We start from the raw sequence: 18,791 nt of genomic DNA on the forward strand, positions 1-18,791 counted from the left end.
TTACAATAAAAACATGAGATCATTGAAAGTCATATCATTTGCCGCCGGGATTTTAGCCTTGGCATCTTGCGCCGGGCCGTATATCAGGAGCCGGGAGATGCCCCGGGAGGAGATGCAGCGGCGGCAGGAGATCGTGGAATGCGCCAAAGGACTGGTGGGGACCAGGGATCTGGCGGGGTTGAACAAGTGCTTCAAGAACGACTGCTCCGGTTTCGTTGTCGGGGTATACCGGCTGATGGGCTACCGGGTGGATATCAGATCGCACCGCAAGAACCGATCCTTGTCCGAAATGTTGTTTTTAAGCCTGCAGGATAAAGGCATGGCCTACCAGGAATTTAAGCCCAATATAGGGGATGCGGTGTTCTTCAAGAATACCACCGATGTGGTCTACGATCGGATAACCCATATGGGATTGGTTGAGGAAATTGAGCCCGACGGCACGGTCATCATCCTGCACTACAGCGCAGGCGGGGTCAAAAGGCTTAGGATGAACCTCAATTCCCCATACCGGGAAAAGACCGGCAGCGGCAAGGTGATCAATAATTATCTCAAGCGGGATGACGCCGGAGCCGGGAAAAGGAACATACTGGCCGGTGCCCTGTTCCATTCCTACGGCGATATCTATAACTACTGCCGGAGAAACAGAAGGTAAACCAGGAGGATGATATGCCAGCCGACAAAATACCATCCCACCACGGCGTCAAGCAAGAGGCCAAAGGCAGCTACCCCAACCCCACCCTGAAATTGCTGATAGAGCGGAGAAGCTGTAGGAATTTCACCGGCAAAAAGATCCCGCCCAGGATCATGGACCATATATTAAAGGCCGGGGTCCATGCCGCCACCGGCGGCAACCTACAGCCCTATTCAATCATAAAAATAGAGAACGCCGGGACCAATAAAAAACTGGCCGAAATGTGCCATCAGCCATTCATCGGGCAGGCCCCGGTCAACCTGCTGTTCTGTATAGATTGGCGGCGCCTGAAACGCTGGGCCAGGCTGGGGGATGCTCCGTTCACCGCCAACAATTCTTTCCGTCATTTCTGGATATCCATTCAAGACACCATGATCTGCGCCCAGAATATCTGCACGGCGGCCGATTCCCTGGGACTGGGCTCGGTGTATATCGGGACGGTGATGGAATTCTTCCCCAGCCTTAAAAAGATGTTCAAATTGCCCAGAGGGGTTTTCCCGGTGGTCCTTTTGACCGTGGGATATCCAAAAGCCAGGCCCAAACCCCGGATGAAACTGCCCCCGGGGGCGGTGGTGCACAAGGAAAAATATTCCGACCTGACGGATGCTGTCCTGGAGAGAGTCTATGCTGAGAAGTATCCCGATGTGAGGATAGAGATCACACCTGACCGTTTGAAGAGGTTCAAAGATGTTTGCCTGAAGGTGGGGGGCAGGAAGTTTGCGGATAAATGCCTGGCCCGGGCCAAAAAACAGGGATATATCAGCCCGGTGCAGCGCTATTTCGGGTTGCACTACGTGGCCGATGGGATGCCGACCGGAAATAGCCGCTTCCTGAAGCAATTTGAAAACTTCGGATTCGGGTGGTTCCGGGATTACAAACCCCGGAGAGGAAAGTGACCCCGATAAAGGAAGCCAGCCTGATGTATTACGGCCTGATCCAGACCGCGGCCACCGAATTTTGCCCTGCGGAACTACGATGTTCCGCCCATCAGCAAATTCGAACACCTGTGGCGGTTCTTTTGTAACGGGATCAACTAATGTAAGGATGGCGCTAATTAAGACCGCTGTCAAATTGTGAAATGTTAAACATTAAAGGTCCATGATATGTTTTTGATTTGGTTTAAACTGGTAATGCTGGTAACAGTGATCATCTTCGCCGGCTCCAAACTGTCGCGTTACGGCGATATTTTGGGCGAGAAGCTGGGGCTTTCGGGCAGCTGGATCGGAGTGGTGCTGCTGGCGGCGGTAACCTCCCTGCCGGAATTATTTTCTGGCATCTCCTCCTCGGCCCTGGTGCGCCAGCCGGATCTGGCCCTGGGAAATATCTACGGAGCCTGTGTTATGAACCTGGTGGTGGTGGCGGTGATCAGCACCCTGCATACCGAGGGTCCGATATCGGCCAGGGTGGGCCGGGAGCAGTCCCTGAGCGCCGCCTTGGGTATAATAGCCGTGGCCCTATCCGGTATCGGCCTGTTCGTCAGCCGGCGGATATTGCCGATATCGTTGTTCGACGTGGGCCTGTTCTCCTTCGCCATATTTGTATTCTATCTGGTGGCCCAACAGATGATATTTCGGCACGAGAAAGAGAATCCCAGCCAGCGGGGTGAGGCCCAGTATTCACACATCACCCTGAGAGGGGCAGTGATCAGGTTCTGTCTAGCGGCGGCTGTGATCGTGGCCGCCGGACTGTATCTGCCCATGGTGGCTGATGAACTGGCCGGGATCATGGGCTGGGGCCGTTCTTTCGTAGGCACCGTATTCATGTCGCTGGCCACCACCAGCCCGGAACTGGTGGTCTCCATCAGCGCCCTCCGGATGGGCCAGGCCGGAATGGCCCTGGGGAACCTCTTCGGCAGCTGCATATTCAACATCAGTCTGATCTTCATTGATGACATCTTCTATCATGGGGCAATAATGGCCGATGCCTCTCCCACCCACATCTTCACCGCCTTCCTGACGCTGGCCATGATGGGAGTGGCCCTGACCGGACTGCTGTTTCCAGCCAGGAAGAAAGGTCTGATCAAGGTGGGCTGGGATGCGGCGGTTATTTTCGGCCTGTACCTTTTGGGGGTATACGTGATCTTCAAGATGGGCCTGGCCCTGGGTTGATCAATTAAGCAAGCAACGCTTGGTCATAAAGTATGGAAAAATACATCAGCGACATAAGCGTGATAGTGGTGTTTTCGGCGGTGCTGGCTTGGCTGGCGATATTGCTGAAGCAGCCAATTATCATTGGCTACATAGTCTGCGGGGCTGTGGCCGGCCCCTGGGGGCTGAAACTGGTGAAGGACGTGAATTTCATCGGCTCGGTCTCCCAGCTGGGGATCATTCTGCTCTTATTCCATGCCGGGCTGGTTCTGCATCCCCAACGGTTGAAACAGCTGTTCAAGCAGACATCCATCATCATATTCGGGCAAAGCCTGCTGGTATGGGCGGGGGTGTTTTTATTGGCCCTGCTTTTCGGCTACAGCCTGAAGTCCGGGATCATCATCGGGCTGACCATGATCTTCAGCAGCACCATTCTGGTGGTCAAGCTGATCCCCACCACCACCCTGCATCACCAAAGGATGGGGGCCTTCGCCATCGCCATCCTGATCGCCCAGGATATCATTGCGGTCGGTTTTCTGGCGCTGATCAGCGGCACCGGCCATCCGCTGCTGCTTTTGGCGAAGGGGCTGGTTGTGGGGGGGGCGGCCCTGGCCTTTGAGCACTTTCTGCTACACGGGATGATGAGGCGGGTTCAGCATTATCACGAGGTACTTTTCCTGATGGCCCTGGGATGGGGTTTGGGACTGGCCCTGGCCGCGCACCTGATAGGCTTCTCCCCGGAGGCGGCGGCCTTCATTGCCGGGGTGGCCCTGGCCAGAGAACCGCTGGCTCTGTTCCTTTCCGAGGGATTGAAGCAGTTCCGGGACTTCTTCCTGGTCTTCTTCTTCTTTGTGCTGGGCGCCCAATTCAATTTTGGCCAGGCCGGAGGGATCATCATACCGGCCCTGATCCTGTCGCTGGCAGTAATGGGGATCAAGAACATCAGCTATCAATTACTATTCCGGCTGGTGGGGGAGACAAAAGCATTTTCCCAAGAGGCAGGAATAAGGCTTTCCCAGTCCAGTGAGTTCGCCCTGATAATCGCGGCCGCCTTATACGGCCTGGGGCACATAGACATGCAGGCATGGCAATTGATACAGATAGTCACTGTCATTACCATGATCGCATCCTCCTATCTGGTGGTCTTCAGGTATCCCACGCCGCTGGGGGCAGAGGGATTGCAGAAAGTGTGAGAAAATGGTGGGAGCTAACCGGAAATTGCCCTATCTGCTGCTGTTCCCGGCTTTGGCCGTGATGTCTCTGGTGCTGCTGGTGCCATTGGGATATTGCTTCTATTTGTCGCTGTTCCGGTATTCGCTGGGGACCGGTCTGCGCGATTTTGTCGGGCTGAGTAATTATATCTCCCTGCTGGGCGATCAGCGTTTTATGGCTTCGGTCTTCCGAACCCTGCTCTTTGTGTCGGTGACACTGACCCTGGAGATAGCGGTGGGATTCGGGCTGGCGGTAATGATGCACTCACTGGTCAGGGGCCGGGGTATGCTAAGAGCGGTGGTGATGATCCCCTGGGCGGTGCCCACCGTGATAGCGGCAATGATCTGGGGCTGGATGTTCAACGACCGGCTGGGACTGGCCAACCGGCTGTTGGGGATGGCCGGCCTGATACCTGCCCCGTTGGTGTGGCTGGCGGATCCGGCCCTGACCTGGACCGTCATAGTGATGGCCGAGGTCTGGAAAACGGCGCCTTTTGCGGCCCTGATAATACTGGCCGGCCTGCAGATGATCCCGATTGAGCTTTACCAGGCGGCCGAGGTCGACGGGGCGGGGGCCTTTCAAAAATTTCGGCTGATCACCCTGCCCCTGCTTTGGCCCACCATCCTGCTGGCGTTGCTCTTCCGGACCATAGATGCGCTGAGGGTGTTCGACCTGATAATGGTGATGACCGGGGGCGGCCCGGCCGGCAGCACCGAGGTGCTGTCGCTCTATAATTATAAGACCCTTTTTTCCCATCTTGATTTCGGTTACGGATCGGCCCTGTCGATGGCCTTGTTCCTGCTGGTGATGTCCTTCAGCCTGCTGTATGTAAGATTGATGGCCAGGAGGGCGGTATGAAAAGGACCGGCAAATTGGCGCCATATATATTTGCTGTCTTGCTTTTGTCCCTGATCGCACTGCCCTTCATCTGGCAGGTGCTGACCTCCCTGATGTCTCCGGGCGAGATCGCCTCCGGCCGCAGCTGGCCTAAAACCATTTATTTCAAAAATTACCTGGAGGTGTTCTCGGGACGGTATTCTTTTCTGCGATACATCGCCAACAGCTTCATTATTTCCGGGACCACCGCCCTGTTGTCCATCGCTATCGGATGCCTGGCCGCCTACGCCCTGGCCCGGATGCGGCTGAGACACAAAAACATCTTCCTGCTGGCCATATTATCGGCGGCCATGCTGCCCCAGATAGCCGCCATCAGTCCTCTTTTCCTGCTCTTGCGCCGGGCCGGACTGTTGAACACCTACTGGGGGCTGATAATCCCCTATACCGGATTCAACCTGCCCCTGGCGGTCTGGATGCTGTACAACTTCTTCCGGCAGTTGCCGCCCGAGATGGAAGAGGCGGCCGCCCTCGACGGGGCGGGCTTTATGGAGACCATCCGTTATGTGCTCCTTCCTCTGGCCGCCCCCGGCGTATTCACCGCCGCCATCCTGGTGTTCATCTTCTGCTGGAACGAGTTTTTGCTGGCCCTGACCCTCAACACCCGGGAAAGCATGAGGACCGTAACGGTGGGGATCGCCATGTTCCCCGGCCTGCATGAAGTGCCATGGGGCGCGATATTTGCCGCCGCCACGGTGATAACCCTGCCGTTGGTGATACTGGTGCTGGTGCTGCAAAAAAGGATCGTCTCCGGCCTGATGGCCGGAGCCATAAAAAGCTGAGATATTGTTGAAAGGGAGTTCCATGCGTGCTATGCTAAAACTGGCCTTACCGGTCATCGCCCTGGCGCTGGCCATGTCCTGCGCAAAATCCGGGGAAAAGTCCCTGACCTGGGCGGTGGGGAAGGACCCCACCGGACGGCATCAGGCCCTGATAGAAGAGTTTCAGCGGGTCCATCCCGGAGTTAGGGTCAACCTGCTGGAGATGCCGGAATCGTCATCCGCCCAGCATGACGCCTATGTGACCTATCTGGCGGCGGGCGACAGGACCATCGATGTTTACTCCATAGACATCATCTGGCCTGCGGAGTTCGCCCAGGCCGGGTGGCTGCTGCCCCTGGACGATGTCCTAACCGAAAAGGAGGACTTCTTGCCGGGCCCGCTGGCCGGATGCACCTACCGCGATACGCTGTGGGCCGTCCCCTGGTTCACCGATGCCGGGATGCTCTATTACCGCAGTGACTTATTAAAAAAGAATCGATTGAAGGTCCCGGTCACCTGGGAAGAGCTTATAAAACGGGCCTCCTTCCTTTCCAAGAAATACGGGATGGTCGGATATGCCTGGCAGGGGCAACAGTATGAAGGGTTGGTATGTAATTTTCTGGAGGTCCTCTGGAGCTGCGGAGGGGAATTGTTTGATGACAACGGCCAACCTTTGTTGGCCAGTCGGGAGGCCCTCCAAGCGGCCGGGATCGTAAAGGAGATGTTCAACATCAAAGCCTCTCCGCTGGGCGTCCTGACCTACAAAGAGGAGGAGAGCCGGCAGCTTTTCACTTCAGGCCAGGCGGTCTTCATGCGCAATTGGCCCTATGCCTGGGCCCTCTCACAGGATACAACCAAGGGTTCCGTGGTGGCCGGCAAGGTGGGGATGGCTCCGCTGCCGGCCTGCCGGGGAGAGAGCAGCTCCTCCTGCCTGGGCGGCTGGAACCTAGCGGTAAGCCGGTTCTCCCGGCACCCGGCCCTGGCCAAGGAACTGGTGTTGTTCCTGACCTCCGCCGAAAGCCAGAAAGAATTTGCCCTCAAGGGCGGCAGGCTTCCCACCAGGAAGTCGGTATATCACGACCAGAAGGTATTGGAGGCCAATCCCCATTACCGGGACTTTTATTGTTCGTTCATAACCGCCCGGCCCCGTCCGGTCCGGCCCGATTATTCCAGGATATCCGACTTCCTGCAGATAGGCCTGCACCGGATATTCACCGGCCAGGTCCCGGAAGATGAAGGATTGCTGTCCCTGCAGGAGGACCTGAAAAAGGCTAGCGTGATCGATTAGCATCGAAAAGATCGTTTGAATGTGATGTGGATCGAAAATGCCGGCAATCCGATCGACCTTTGGGGATAGAATGTTTCCGGGTTTTTGCCTCTGACCATCCGCTGGCCAAGGAATGGCCTTAGGGCCGGAATAATCAGTGAGATCGCATACCCCAGACTAGAGTGGAAACGCGCAATTAGGAGTGTAGGATGAAGTTCAACTTTACCATAATAATTTCGATATTCATCGCCGTCAGCCTGGTGGTGCTGGGTTTTACCCTGGCCCAGGTCTACCAGGAAAGGCAGAGGTTGGATATTGAACTGGAACAAAGATCAAACCTGCTGGGTGAAGCTTTGTCTGAAAGTATATCCGATCAACTGTCCCAAGAAAATTATAAAAAAATCAGACAGTTGGTGACGAAGTTCAATCAGAAACAAAGACTGCTTGGTTTGGCTATTTATAACGTCAAGGACAGCCTGGTGGGAATATCGCCCGGCATTGAAGCATACCTGTCATTTACACAGGATCCATTCAAGGTAGCACTGGATTCCGACAAAAGTTTCGGCCGGCAACATAAATTAGATTCCTTGCATTTTTATTTATACGCCATGCCTATCCATGATGAGGACAAACTGGTCGGAGCCGCTGTAATATTGCAGAATATCGATTATGTACAAAAGAGGCTTGAAAATATCTGGAGAAATAATTTCATCCGATTGCTGGTTTTAGCTCTGGCGGTTGCTTCTGTGACCATGCTGGTGATCCGGTGGAGCATCTTCGCCCCGATGACCCGGATGGTGGAATGGATGCAGAACCTGAGGGAACAAAAGCCTTCAGCCGGGGCCGTGATGCCCCCCCAGGATTTTTTCTCCCCCCTGGGCCGGGAGGTGTCCCACATGGCCGAGAGCATTCTGGAGGCCAGGGAGGCGGCCGAGCAGGAGGCCCGGCTCCGGGCCATGGGAGAATCGGTCTGGACCCCGGAGAGGCTCAAGGAAGAGATGCGGACCCTGCTGGACGACAAGCAGCTGGTGGTGGTCTCCAACCGGGAGCCATACATGCACAACCGGATCGGCAAGAGCATCGAATGGATCATGCCGGCCAGCGGGATGGTCACCGCCATAGAGCCGATCCTAAAAGCCTGCGGGGGGACCTGGATAGCCTCCGGCACCGGAGATGCCGACCGGGATGCGGTTGACCAGGACGACAAGGTCCGGGTGCCGCCCGATGATCCCCGGTATAATTTGAAGAGGCTGTGGCTGTCCAAGGAGGAGGAGGAGGGGTTTTATTACGGCTTTTCCAACGAGGGGCTGTGGCCCCTGTGTCATATCGCCCACACCCGTCCCATATTTCGCAAGGAGGACTGGCAGTACTACCAGCAGGTCAACCAGAAATTCGCCGATGCCGTGTTGGATGAGATCGCAGGGCTGAAGGAGCCGCTGATCCTGATCCAGGACTACCATTTCGCCCTGCTGCCGCAGATGCTGAAATCTAAAAGACCCGATGTCCGGGTGGCCATCTTCTGGCACATCCCCTGGCCCAATCCCGAGTCCTTCGGGATCTGCCCCTGGCAGAGGGAGCTGCTGTACGGCATGCAGGGGGCCGACCTGATAGGGTTTCATACCCAGGTCCACTGCAACAATTTTCTTGATACCATGGCCCGGGCCGTGGAATCACAGATCAACTGGGATAATTTTACCGTCAGGGTGGGCGGACATACCACCCTGGTAAAACCCTTTCCCATCAGCATCGCCTTTACCCTGCTGGATATGGAGCGGCTCCCCGGGCATCAGGCCTCCAAGGAGGACCTGCTCAAGGAACACGGCATCAAGGCCGAATTCATGGGGGTGGGCGTCGACCGGCTGGATTATACCAAGGGCCTGATGGAGAGGTTCTTGGCGGTGGAGAATTTTCTGGAGAGATATCCCGAATATCAGGGAAAATTCACCTTCGTGGAGCTGGGGGCTCCCAGCCGGACCCATATCAAGCGTTACTCCGACCTGGTGTCCGAGGTGGAGAAGGAGGTCGAGAGGATAAACTGGCGGTTCAAGGGCAAGGACTGGAAGCCGATCCTGTTCCTGAAGAAGCATCACAGCCACCAGCAGATCGCCCCCTATTACCAGGCGGCCGACCTGTGCATGGTCACCTCCCTGCATGACGGCATGAACCTGGTGGCCAAGGAATTCATCGCCTCCCGCAGCGAAGGCGACGGGGTGCTGATCCTGAGCCGGTTCACCGGGGCGGTTCGGGAGATGAGGGATGCCCTGATAATCAACCCCTACGATATCGAACACACAGCCGAGGCCATCAGGTACGCCCTGGAGATGCCGGCAGAGGAGAGGAAACAGAGGATGGGGAACATGCGCCAGCATCTGCTGAAGCATAACATCTACCTCTGGGCGGCCAGCCTGATCAGAGAACTCAGTACAGTAAGAGTATAATATTATAATTCAGGTGATGATATGCTAAACACGGCCCAAAACCCCTTCATTTTCATGACCTCGTCCTCCCTGGTGACCATTACCGACCGCAGGGCTGGCAACATCAAAGAGCTGCTGGAGGGCATCCGGGAGGTCAGCGGGTCGTCCATCTACCACCACAGCCACCAGGTATACCGCGAATGGCAGACCTTCGGACGTCCGCCCATCCACGACTTCGGATACTGGGTGGGTGAGGTGATCCGGGAAAAGGGGTTGGGGGAAAGACTGGCGGCGGTGGACCCCACCCAGTACGACGACATCAGGAGTTTTCGAAACCGCCTGGCGGAAATAATTGAAGAGCATCTGGCCAGCGATCCCATAATAAACCAGGCCCCCCCGGGGAGCCAGTTCAATTTTTGCGAATCAACTTCGGTGATCCTGGATACCGGGACCAGGGCCGGGAACCTGGATGAATTCATCCAGGCCCTGGGAATGATCACCCGCCGCTCCCTGTATTACCATCTTTTCGAGGCCAGGATCAGGCTGCACCGTTTTGACAACGATTTTTCCATCTGGCTCAGGGAACACCTGGAGGCCCCGGAAATAGCCGATGAGATCTCCAAGCTGGATATTTCGGTGTACAGTCTGGAGCAGATCAGGGGCCACCTGTTCATCATCCTGGGGAAATTCCGGGGCGTGCCTCCCAGGGAGCTGGTGAAAAAAGTGGTCCAGCTGCCGGCCGAGATGATAGAACTGTTGATGGACACCATATCCTACCCGGTTCGCAGCCTTAACCGTTTTATTGATGAGAAGATAAAACCCGAAGACCTGCCCGATCTTAGGCTAAGAAGTAAAAATAAGAGGGGTAAGAAATAATATGGCTTTAGCCAAACTGGATGATTACCGCCAGGTGGTGGGCGATCCCGAGATCGAGGAGATGCGCGCCATTGCCCGCCAATTGAAGGGCGCCCGGATGAAACATATCAACTCCACCTCGGTGGGCGGCGGAGTGGCGGAGATCCTGCACCGGATGGTGCCGCTGCTCAATGAGATGGGAATACTTGCCAGGTGGGAGGTGATCAAGGGAGGCGACGATTTTTTCAATATCACCAAGGCTTTTCATAATGCCCTCCACGGTAAACCGGAAAACATAACACCGGAGATGTTCCGGGTCTTTGCGGATTACAACCGTAAAAATGCCGAGGAGATGGATTTTTCGCAGGATGATTTTGTGTTCATTCACGATCCCCAGTCCATCTGCCTGATAGAGAAAAGGAACCAATCCAAGGCCCATTGGGTGTGGCGGTGCCATATCGATATTTCCACCCCCCAGCCCGACCTGTGGCAGTTCCTTAAAAATTACGTAGAGCGTTACGAAGGAGCGGTCATCTCGTCTCCCAGTTTTTCCCAGAGGTTGTCGGTCCCCCAGTTCCTGATCCCGCCTTCCATCGATCCGCTGGCCGACAAGAACAGGGAGCTGGATCCCCGGTACATCGAATCGGTTTTCGAAAAATACCACATTGACCGCCAGCGGCCGATCGTCACCCAGATCTCCAGGTTCGACCGCCTGAAGGACCCGGTGGGGCTGATCAAAGCCTTTAAGATGGCCCACAAAAAACTGGACTGCCAGCTGGTGCTGGCCGGGGGCGGGGCCACCGACGATCCCGAGGGCCTGCTGGTGCTGGAGGAGGTAAAAGCCGAGGCCGAAGGCAGCCCGGATATCCATATTCTCCATCTGGCGCCGGGGGCCGACCTGGAGATCAACGCCCTGGTAAGGGGCTCTTCCATCATCGTTCAGAATTCCATCAAGGAGGGCTTCGGCCTGACAGTCTCCGAGGCCCTGTGGAAGGGTAAGGCCATCATCAGCCGGCCGGTGGGCGGCATCACCCAGCAGGTGCTGCACGATGTCACCGGTCTGCTGGTTCACTCCACCGAGGGGCTGGCCTATTCCATCCGCTATCTGCTGGCCAATCCCGACTGGGCTAGGGCCCTGGGCAAGGCCGGCAAGGAGTTCGTCCGGGGCAATTTCCTGATCACCCGCCATCTGCGCCGATATATGCTGGTGATGCTTTCCACCAGGTTCTCCGGGCAAAAGGAGATATACCTATGATCCTGCTGCTGCTGGATTTCGATGGAACCCTGGCCCCCATCCGCCCCCACCCCGAAATGGCCAGGCTTTCGGCCGGCACCCTTAAACTGCTTGACAGACTGGGCCGGTCCTCTGATATAATGCTGGCCATAATCAGCGGGCGGAAGCTGGCCGAGCTGAAAAAACTGGTGCCGGTCCGAGGCATATATTATGCCGGCTGTCACGGCCTGGAGATCAGCGGACCGGGATTAAAATTCACCCATCCCCGGGCCAGGGCGGCCATCCCGCATCTGAAAGCCCTGCTCAAAGATCTGAAAAATTTGAAAAGCAAGTTGCCGGGGGTCTTGATAGAGGACAAGGGGCTGTCGGTGGCCCTCCATTTCCGTAACGTGGCCGGGGAATATATTCCTTATATCAACGAACATGTCTCCGGGCTGGGGAAAAAATATCCCCGCTTGCTATGCCAACCGGGAAGGAAAGTGTACGATTTCAGGCCCAATGTCTCCTGGGACAAGGGGCGGGCCGTCAAGTTGTTGCTGAACAGGCTTGGTTATAAAAGGCCGTTTCCGGTTTATATAGGGGACGATACTACCGATGAGGACGCCTTCCGGGCGTTGCGGGGGATCGGCCTTACCCTGCTGGTGGATAATCGGGAGAAACCCCAGGGCCTGACCGCGGCAGAATTCCGGCTGGCTTCCACCTCCAAAGTGCAAACATTTTTAAGGTCCTTGATATGATTGCCGGGATTTCCGTGCTTCCCAGTTTAAAAAAATATGTTCTCCGGGCCACCGAGCGTATGACCCTGATAGGCCGCCCCACCAGGATACTGCTCTTGGGGGTGGGCTTGGGGATCATCACCGGCCTGACGGCGGTGGCCTTCCGCAGCCTGATCATCTTCTCCAACAGCCTGTTCTTCCCCCATGATCCGCAAGTAGGCCTTCTGTTCGGCCGGTGGTGGCGTTATCTGGCTTTTATGATCCCGGCCATTGGCGGACTGCTGGTGGGAGGCATAATGTATCTTTTCTTCCGCGAGGAGGAGCCCTTGTCCGGGGTCCCCGAAGTGATGGCCGCGGTTTCTCTCAAAGGAGGCCTGTTGAATCCTAAGATGGGCCTGAAGGGCCTGCTTTCCGCCATCACCATCGGCTCGGGAGGCTCGGCCGGGCCGGAGGGCCCGATAGTGGAGATCGGCTCCTCACTGGGCTCCTATCTGGGGCAGAAGCTGAGGCTGACCGGCAGCGAACTAAGGCTGCTGGCGGGATGCGGGGCTGCCGCCGGTATAGCCGCGGTTTTCGGGGCGCCTCTGGGCGGGGTGTTCTTCGCTCTGGAGATAATCCTGGGCGAATTCGCCATCAACACCTTTGCCCCGGTGGTGCTTTCGGCGGTGGCGGCCTCCGTCATCTCCCGGACCTTTTTGGGCGACCAGCCAGCCTTCCAGGTGACGGCGGTAACCTCGCTGGGTTCGCTCTATGACATCATCCCCTTTTTGGCTCTGGGCCTTTTATCCGGATTGGTATCAGTGCTTTTCATCAATGCCCTCTACAAGGGGCAGTCCCTATTCGGCCGGTATAAATTCTCGTCCTGGCTAAAGCCGGCAATTGGCGGTTTGATGGTGGGGGTGCTGGGCCTGGCTCTGCCCCAGGTGCTGGGCGAAGGGTATCATTCGGTCACCGCCATTTTGAATGGAAATATACTGTGGTGGACCGCCCTGCTGCTGGTCTTTGCCAAAATACTGGCCACTTCATTGACCCTGGGCTCCGGCGCGCCAGGGGGGTCGTTTGCACCGGCCGTTTTCATCGGGGCGATGCTGGGCGGGGCCTTCGGCCAGCTGCTGGCGTTTTTGTTTCCCGGGTTCTTTGTTTATAATGCCTCCTACGCCCTGGCCGGGGCCGCCGGGGTGGTGGCCGGGGCCCTAAACGCTCCGCTGACCGCCGGGCTTATCATCTTCGAGATCACCGGGACTTACAAGATTGTGCTGCCGGCCATGATCGTGGTGGCTATTTCGGCGATGATAACCAAGCGGATGAAAGGTTCTTCGGTCTACACCCAGGCCATGTTCAAAGCCGGACTGCCGGTGGACCAGCTGCGCCGCCACAGCCACCTTTCCTCGGCCACCTGTCGCCAGGCCATGAAAAGGGACATCATGGCCATCCTGCCCCAGATGTCCCTGCATGATATCATCAAGGCCATCAGCCGGACCGACCAGCTGATACTGCCGGTGATAGACGACAACAACAAGTATCTGGCCTCCGTCAACTGGTCGCAGCTCAGGCTGTTCCTGGAGGAAGAGCAGACCGGCGGGCTGATTATCGCCCACGACGTGATGATAAAGGTCCCCCAGGTGAACGCCGATGACAGCTTGTCGCTGGCCCTGATGCACCTGATTAAGAACGATATGCAGGAGATCCCAGTGGTGGAGAACGGTAAATTGGTGGGGCTGATAGGGAACAAGGAGATACTAAAAGGGGGGTTCTGATATCTTCAAATGAGCAATTAACCGCCGATCCCGGCGGTTTTTTTTATTGCATTTGTCTACGCCGGATGCTATCCTTACAGCTATGAATTATCTGCCAATGACAAGATCGGAGATGGACTCCCTGGGCTGGGATCAATGCGACATCATTTTGATATCAGGCGACGCCTATGTGGATCATCCCTCGTTCGGCGCCGCCCTGATCGGCCGGGTGCTGGAATCTCAGGGCTTCAAGGTGGGCATCATTGCCCAGCCTGATTGGCATTCCACTGTCGATATCATCCGTCTGGGAAAGCCCCGGCTGTTCTTCGGGGTCACCTCCGGCAACATCGACAGCATGCTCCATCACTACACCGCCAACAAGAAACTGCGCCACGACGATCCCTATTCCCCCGAAGGCCGCCACGGCCTGCGTCCCAACCGGGCGGTCATAGTCTATTCCAACCTGATCCGCCAAGCATACAAGGATGTGCCCATCGTGCTGGGCGGTGTCGAGGCCTCTTTGCGCCGACTGGCCCACTATGATTACTGGGATGATGCGGTGCGGCGATCGATCCTGTTCGACGCCAAGGCCGACCTGCTGGTCTACGGGATGGGGGAGAGGGCGGTGGGCAGGATAGCTCAACTGCTGAATGCAGAATGCAGAATGCAAAATGCAGAATTACAAAGCATACCCGGAACGGCGGCTATTTGCCGAAGTTCGGAGCTTCCGAAGTTCGGAACTTTGGAATATGCCGAGCTGCCGTCGTTTGAGGAAGTGTCAAGTTCAAAGGAAGCGTTCAACCAGGCTTTTGTCATTGCCTCCAATGAGGCCAATCCGTATTTCGGGAAAAGGCTGCTGCAGAAGCACGGGGACCGGTATCTGCTGGTCAATCCCCCGGCCATGTCTTTGGACTCCGAAGAGCTGGACGCGATCTATGCCCTGCCATATCAGCGCCAAGCCCATCCGTCCTATAAAGAACCGATTCCGGCGCTGGAGACCGTCAAATGGTCCATAACTTCGCACCGGGGGTGTTACGGCGGCTGCAGTTTCTGTACTTTGTTCTTTCACCAAGGGCCTATCATTCAATCGCGCAGTATTGAATCAATTATAAATGAAGCCGAACTGCTGGCCAGAGACCCAAAATTCAAAGGGGTCATCAGCGACATCGGCGGGCCCACCGCCAACATGTACGGCACCGGGTGCAAGGCGGCCGGCCGGGAGAAATTCTGCCGGAAGCCCAGCTGCCTGGCCCCGCAGATCTGCGAGAACCTGAAACCGGGCCAACATGCCAGCGTCAAGCTCTGGCACCAAGCCCTGAAAGTGCCGGGGGTCAAAAATATCTTTGTGGCCTCCGGCGTTCGCTACGACCTGGCCCTGCACGATCATAAATATTTAAAAGAACTGATCCAAAAACATACCGGCGGGCATCTTAAAGTAGCTCCGGAACATTGCACCGCCAATGTTCTTAAACAGATGAACAAGCCTGCCCTGAGAATCTTCATTGAATTCATAAAGATCTTCCGCCATTTGAGCAAAAAGGAACAATACCTGGTGCCATACCTTATCTCCAGCCACCCCGGCTGTCAATATGATGATATGCTGGATCTGAAAGCGTTCCTTAAAAGGAACAATTTAACCGTGGAACAGGTGCAGGACTTCATCCCCCTGCCGATGACGGCCTCGGCCGCCATGTATCATACCGGAAAAAATCCCTACACAGGGGAGGAACTTTTTGTGGAAAGAACCGCAGCCGGGAAGCTGAAGCAGCGGTATGCGCTGGAGGCCGCCAGGGGCGATCAGTGGGAAGGGTTCGGAAGGCCGGAGGGTGGAAAAGATAGCTCGGGCCGGATCATGAAAAAGCGCAAATATATAAAGAGGTAGAGGCTGATGATATATCTGAAAAAGATCACACCCGGTTCCTCCGAGGATAAGTTGGAGAAACTGGTTCAGGAGCGGATCCGGGAGGGGGCCGACAAGGAGGAGATAGACCGCCGGATATGGGACCTGTTCGGAGGGGAGTACTGCGTGATGTTCACCGACCTTTCCGGTTTCTCCCGCAACGTGGCCCAGTTCGGAATAATTCACTTCCTGCAGACCATCTACCAGTCGGAATGCATCCTGGGGCCGATAATTGATGAGAACGACGGCCTGGTGCTCAAGTTCGACGGGGACAGCCTGCTGATCGTCTTCCGGGACGTGCCCCAGGCGATTACGGCCGCCGTCGCCATGCAGAGGAAACTCAAAACATTCAATATAAACAAGTCCCAGGAGGAAAAAGTGCTGCTCTGTGTCGGGCTGGGTTACGGCCCCATGCTGAGGATAGGGGATTCGGACATCTTCGGGGCCGAGGTCAACGCGGCCAGCAAGCTGGGCGAGGACGTGGCGGAATCCGGGCAGATACTGGTCACCGAGAACGTCAGGAGGCGGGCCGGTGATCTGTCGGACACCTCCTTTGAGGAGGTTGCCCAGGCCCCCGCCTGGATGGGCAAGGCTTTTGACTTGAAGTATAATTCATAAAAGGGGAATCGCATGATAAAGACAAGTAAATCCCAAAAATCAATCATAAGAAAACCGGCCAAGAATAGATGGTCCAAAGGCCTATACAAGAAGATGATCATTGATCAGAGAAAATTTATGTGGGAACCGGAATACGTTGCCCTTATAGCTAAATGGGTAGGTTTCAAACCGGGCCAGACGGTGGTTGATGTGGGTTGTGGCTTGGGATATCTAGGAACGTTATATTGGCCTCATTTTGGCAAGAATGGTAAATATTGCGGAGTGGATGTCAGCCCGAAGCTGGTAGCCCAGGCCAAGAAGTTGTCCCATAACTGGGCCAAAAGCGGAGAAACGGAATTCAAGATTGGGGACGCTTATAAATTGCCATATCCCGATAAGTTCGTGGATGTAGTAATGTGTCAGACCCTGTTGATGCACTTATCCGATCCGCAGAAGGCCGTGAATGAGATGTATAGGATATTGAAGCCGGGCGGGACCGTGCTGTGCAAAGAGCCGGATAATCTGTCCTGGTCTTTACAGCACGCTCTCACGTCACTTCCGGAATTGTCTATGGAGGATGAACTGTTTTTCCGGAAAATAGATTTTATTTATACCCAGGGCAGGGCAAATTTGGGGCAGGGTTTTTTTAATGCTGCCCCCCGGGTCCCGCTGTGGCTGAAAGCTGCCGGGTTCAGCCAGATTGATGCCAAGAATGCAAGCCAGGCATCGCTCGGGGTTCCGCCATATGAAACGCCCAGGCAAAAGCATGAAATCGCCGAGAAGAAGGAATCGATTCGCAAGAGCAAGGATCCCAGTTATAAAAAACAGGCAAAGGAACACTTTAAAAAAACATTTTTTGCCGGGGGAGGAACCAAATCTGATTATGATAAGTACCTGAAATTACGTAAAAAACACGGACCAAGGAAAAAACTTTATGAACAACAGATAAAGAATGGTTCATATTATTGGTTCAACGCCCGGCAGCTTTTTGCCATAAAAGGAAGCAAACCAAAATAAATTCAGATAGATGGTAAATCAACTATGTCTGAACAAAAGCCCCCTTCTTTGTGGAACCGCAATTTCCTCCTGCTCTGGCAGGGACAGCTGGTCTCCTCGCTGGGCGACAATTTTTACGCCATCGCTTTGGGTTTCTGGGTGCTGGAGAAGACCGGCTCCACCGGCCTGATGGGCACCCTGATGGCCGTCTCCACTTTGCCCCGGGTGCTGATATCCCCCTTTGCCGGGGTGTGGGTGGACCGGACCGAGCGCCGCTCCCTGCTGATCGCCATGGATGTCATCCGGGGGCTGGCCTCGGCCGGGGTGGGTTTGGCGGCTTTCGCGGGGCATCTTGAAATATGGATGGTCTTCGCCGCCGGCATAGTCTTAAGCGTCTGCGGTTCGTTCTTCGGACCGGCGGTCAGTTCGGCCATCCCGGACATCGTGCCGCCGGAGCAGATCGTCCAGGCCAACTCGGTGTTCAGCCTGGCCTACAACGGCACCAGCATCATCGGCACAGCCGGCGGCGGCTTCCTGTACCAGGCGCTCAAAGCCCCGCTGATGTTCCTGTTCGACGGATTTTCCTACATCTTCTCGGCGGCGGCCATACTGTTCATGAGGATCCCGGCCGTCAAGCACCAGTCCCAAAAGGTCAGTTTCTTTCAGGACATGAAAGGGGGGCTGCTGTTCGTCAAGAATTTCAACGGACTTAAATATTCTTTTCTGATCTTCGGGGTGCTGAACTTTTTCGCCAATATCGGGTTCTTTTTGATCCTGCCCATGTTTCAGAAGATACCCTTCCTGGGAGCCGGTAAATATGGGATAGTGATGGGGGTGCTGACCGGGGGGTCATTTTTGGGCTATCTTCTGGCTTCGACCATAAAAATACCCACCGCTAAAAGGTTCATGGTTTTTTATCTGGGGGCCCTGATGAGCGCAGCCTGCATGGCCCTGTTCCCGGTGCATGTCACCATGATCTACATGTCGGCGATGGCGGTCCTGATCGGGCTGTCCATCGCGGTGGTCAACGCCCTGATCAGCGCGGTGATGCAGATAACAGTGCCCCAAGACATGCGGGGCAAGGTTTTTGGGCTGCTGGGCACCATGGCCGGCAGCCTGACCCCCATTGCTTTTGCGGTAGGCGGCTGGCTGGGTGAAGTATTTCCCATAAGGCCTTTGATGTCCGGGTGCTTCATCCTGACCTTCGGGGCTTTCTTCGTGCTGATCTTCGTGCCGTCGGTTATAAGATTCTTTAACTTTGACCCAAGCAAACAGACGTTGGAGGAGATAATGTGACAAGATTGTTGATCTCAGTGAACCATGATATGAAAAATAAGTAATAACTTATTACAGGAAACCGGCCCAAAGTTTTGGCGGTTTTTATTTTTCGCTTACCCCTTGACAAACCACCCCCGCGGGTCTATATTA

16 protein-coding genes are annotated in these 18,791 nt (G+C 55.6%); all 16 read left to right on the forward strand.

Translation table 11 applies throughout. The features are described 5' to 3' along the window. Positions 1-22: 22 nt before the first annotated feature. The 16 genes from A2273_11960 (at position 23) to A2273_12035 (ending at position 18,659) form a co-directional block, all read left to right on the forward strand. The gene (locus tag A2273_11960) at positions 23-652 is read left to right on the forward strand and encodes a hypothetical protein (GenBank protein ID OGF06596.1); all 630 of its coding nucleotides are present in this window, start codon (positions 23-25) and stop codon (positions 650-652) included. A 14-nt stretch (positions 653-666) separates the two neighbouring features. After that, positions 667-1,587 carry a hypothetical protein gene (locus A2273_11965; GenBank protein OGF06597.1) on the forward strand — a complete coding sequence of 307 codons (921 nt, stop codon included), beginning with the start codon at positions 667-669 and terminating at the stop codon, positions 1,585-1,587. A 207-nt stretch (positions 1,588-1,794) separates the two neighbouring features. Then, positions 1,795-2,799 (forward strand): hypothetical protein, encoded by a 1,005-nt coding sequence (locus A2273_11970; protein ID OGF06598.1) that lies wholly within the window; start codon positions 1,795-1,797, stop codon positions 2,797-2,799. A gap of 32 nt (positions 2,800-2,831) precedes the next feature. Further along, complete coding sequence (locus tag A2273_11975) at positions 2,832-3,971, forward strand: hypothetical protein (protein ID OGF06599.1); 1,140 nt, start codon at positions 2,832-2,834, stop codon at positions 3,969-3,971. A gap of 4 nt (positions 3,972-3,975) precedes the next feature. Beyond that, positions 3,976-4,848, forward strand: a complete 873-nt coding sequence (locus A2273_11980) for a hypothetical protein (protein OGF06600.1) — start codon at positions 3,976-3,978, stop codon at positions 4,846-4,848. After that, positions 4,845-5,666, forward strand: coding sequence for a sugar ABC transporter permease (locus A2273_11985; GenBank protein ID OGF06601.1), 822 nt, complete (start codon positions 4,845-4,847; stop codon positions 5,664-5,666). Before A2273_11980 ends, A2273_11985 begins: the two co-directional genes overlap by 4 nt. A gap of 31 nt (positions 5,667-5,697) precedes the next feature. Then, entirely contained in the window at positions 5,698-6,933 is a 1,236-nt protein-coding gene (locus A2273_11990) for a hypothetical protein (GenBank protein OGF06602.1), read from the forward strand. Positions 6,934-7,121: 188 nt separating this feature from the next. Further along, a complete protein-coding gene (locus tag A2273_11995) occupies positions 7,122-9,350 on the forward strand; it encodes a hypothetical protein (GenBank protein OGF06603.1) in 2,229 nt (742 codons plus the stop codon). Between the two features lie 21 nt (positions 9,351-9,371). Next, entirely contained in the window at positions 9,372-10,205 is an 834-nt protein-coding gene (locus A2273_12000) for a hypothetical protein (GenBank protein ID OGF06604.1), read from the forward strand. 1 nt (position 10,206) lies between these two features. Next, positions 10,207-11,439 carry a glycosyl transferase family 1 gene (locus tag A2273_12005; GenBank protein ID OGF06605.1) on the forward strand — a complete coding sequence of 411 codons (1,233 nt, stop codon included), beginning with the start codon at positions 10,207-10,209 and terminating at the stop codon, positions 11,437-11,439. Next, entirely contained in the window at positions 11,436-12,155 is a 720-nt protein-coding gene (locus A2273_12010; protein ID OGF06606.1) for a trehalose-phosphatase, read from the forward strand. Before A2273_12005 ends, A2273_12010 begins: the two co-directional genes overlap by 4 nt. Next, on the forward strand, positions 12,152-13,891 hold the full coding sequence (locus tag A2273_12015) for a hypothetical protein (protein ID OGF06607.1): 1,740 nt from the start codon (positions 12,152-12,154) through the stop codon (positions 13,889-13,891). Before A2273_12010 ends, A2273_12015 begins: the two co-directional genes overlap by 4 nt. Positions 13,892-13,988: 97 nt before the next feature. After that, complete coding sequence (locus tag A2273_12020; GenBank protein ID OGF06608.1) at positions 13,989-15,752, forward strand: YgiQ family radical SAM protein; 1,764 nt, start codon at positions 13,989-13,991, stop codon at positions 15,750-15,752. 6 nt (positions 15,753-15,758) lie between these two features. Further along, positions 15,759-16,388, forward strand: coding sequence for an adenylate cyclase (locus A2273_12025; GenBank protein OGF06609.1), 630 nt, complete (start codon positions 15,759-15,761; stop codon positions 16,386-16,388). Between the two features lie 12 nt (positions 16,389-16,400). Continuing rightward, positions 16,401-17,384: a hypothetical protein gene (locus A2273_12030; GenBank protein ID OGF06610.1), complete on the forward strand. Its 984-nt coding sequence runs from the start codon at positions 16,401-16,403 to the stop codon at positions 17,382-17,384. After that, entirely contained in the window at positions 17,385-18,659 is a 1,275-nt protein-coding gene (locus A2273_12035) for a hypothetical protein (protein ID OGF06611.1), read from the forward strand. The last annotated feature ends 132 nt before the right edge of the window (positions 18,660-18,791 follow it).

This window comes from Candidatus Edwardsbacteria bacterium RifOxyA12_full_54_48 (assembly GCA_001777915.1).
Classification (GTDB): domain Bacteria; phylum Edwardsbacteria; class AC1; order AC1; family EtOH8; genus UBA2226.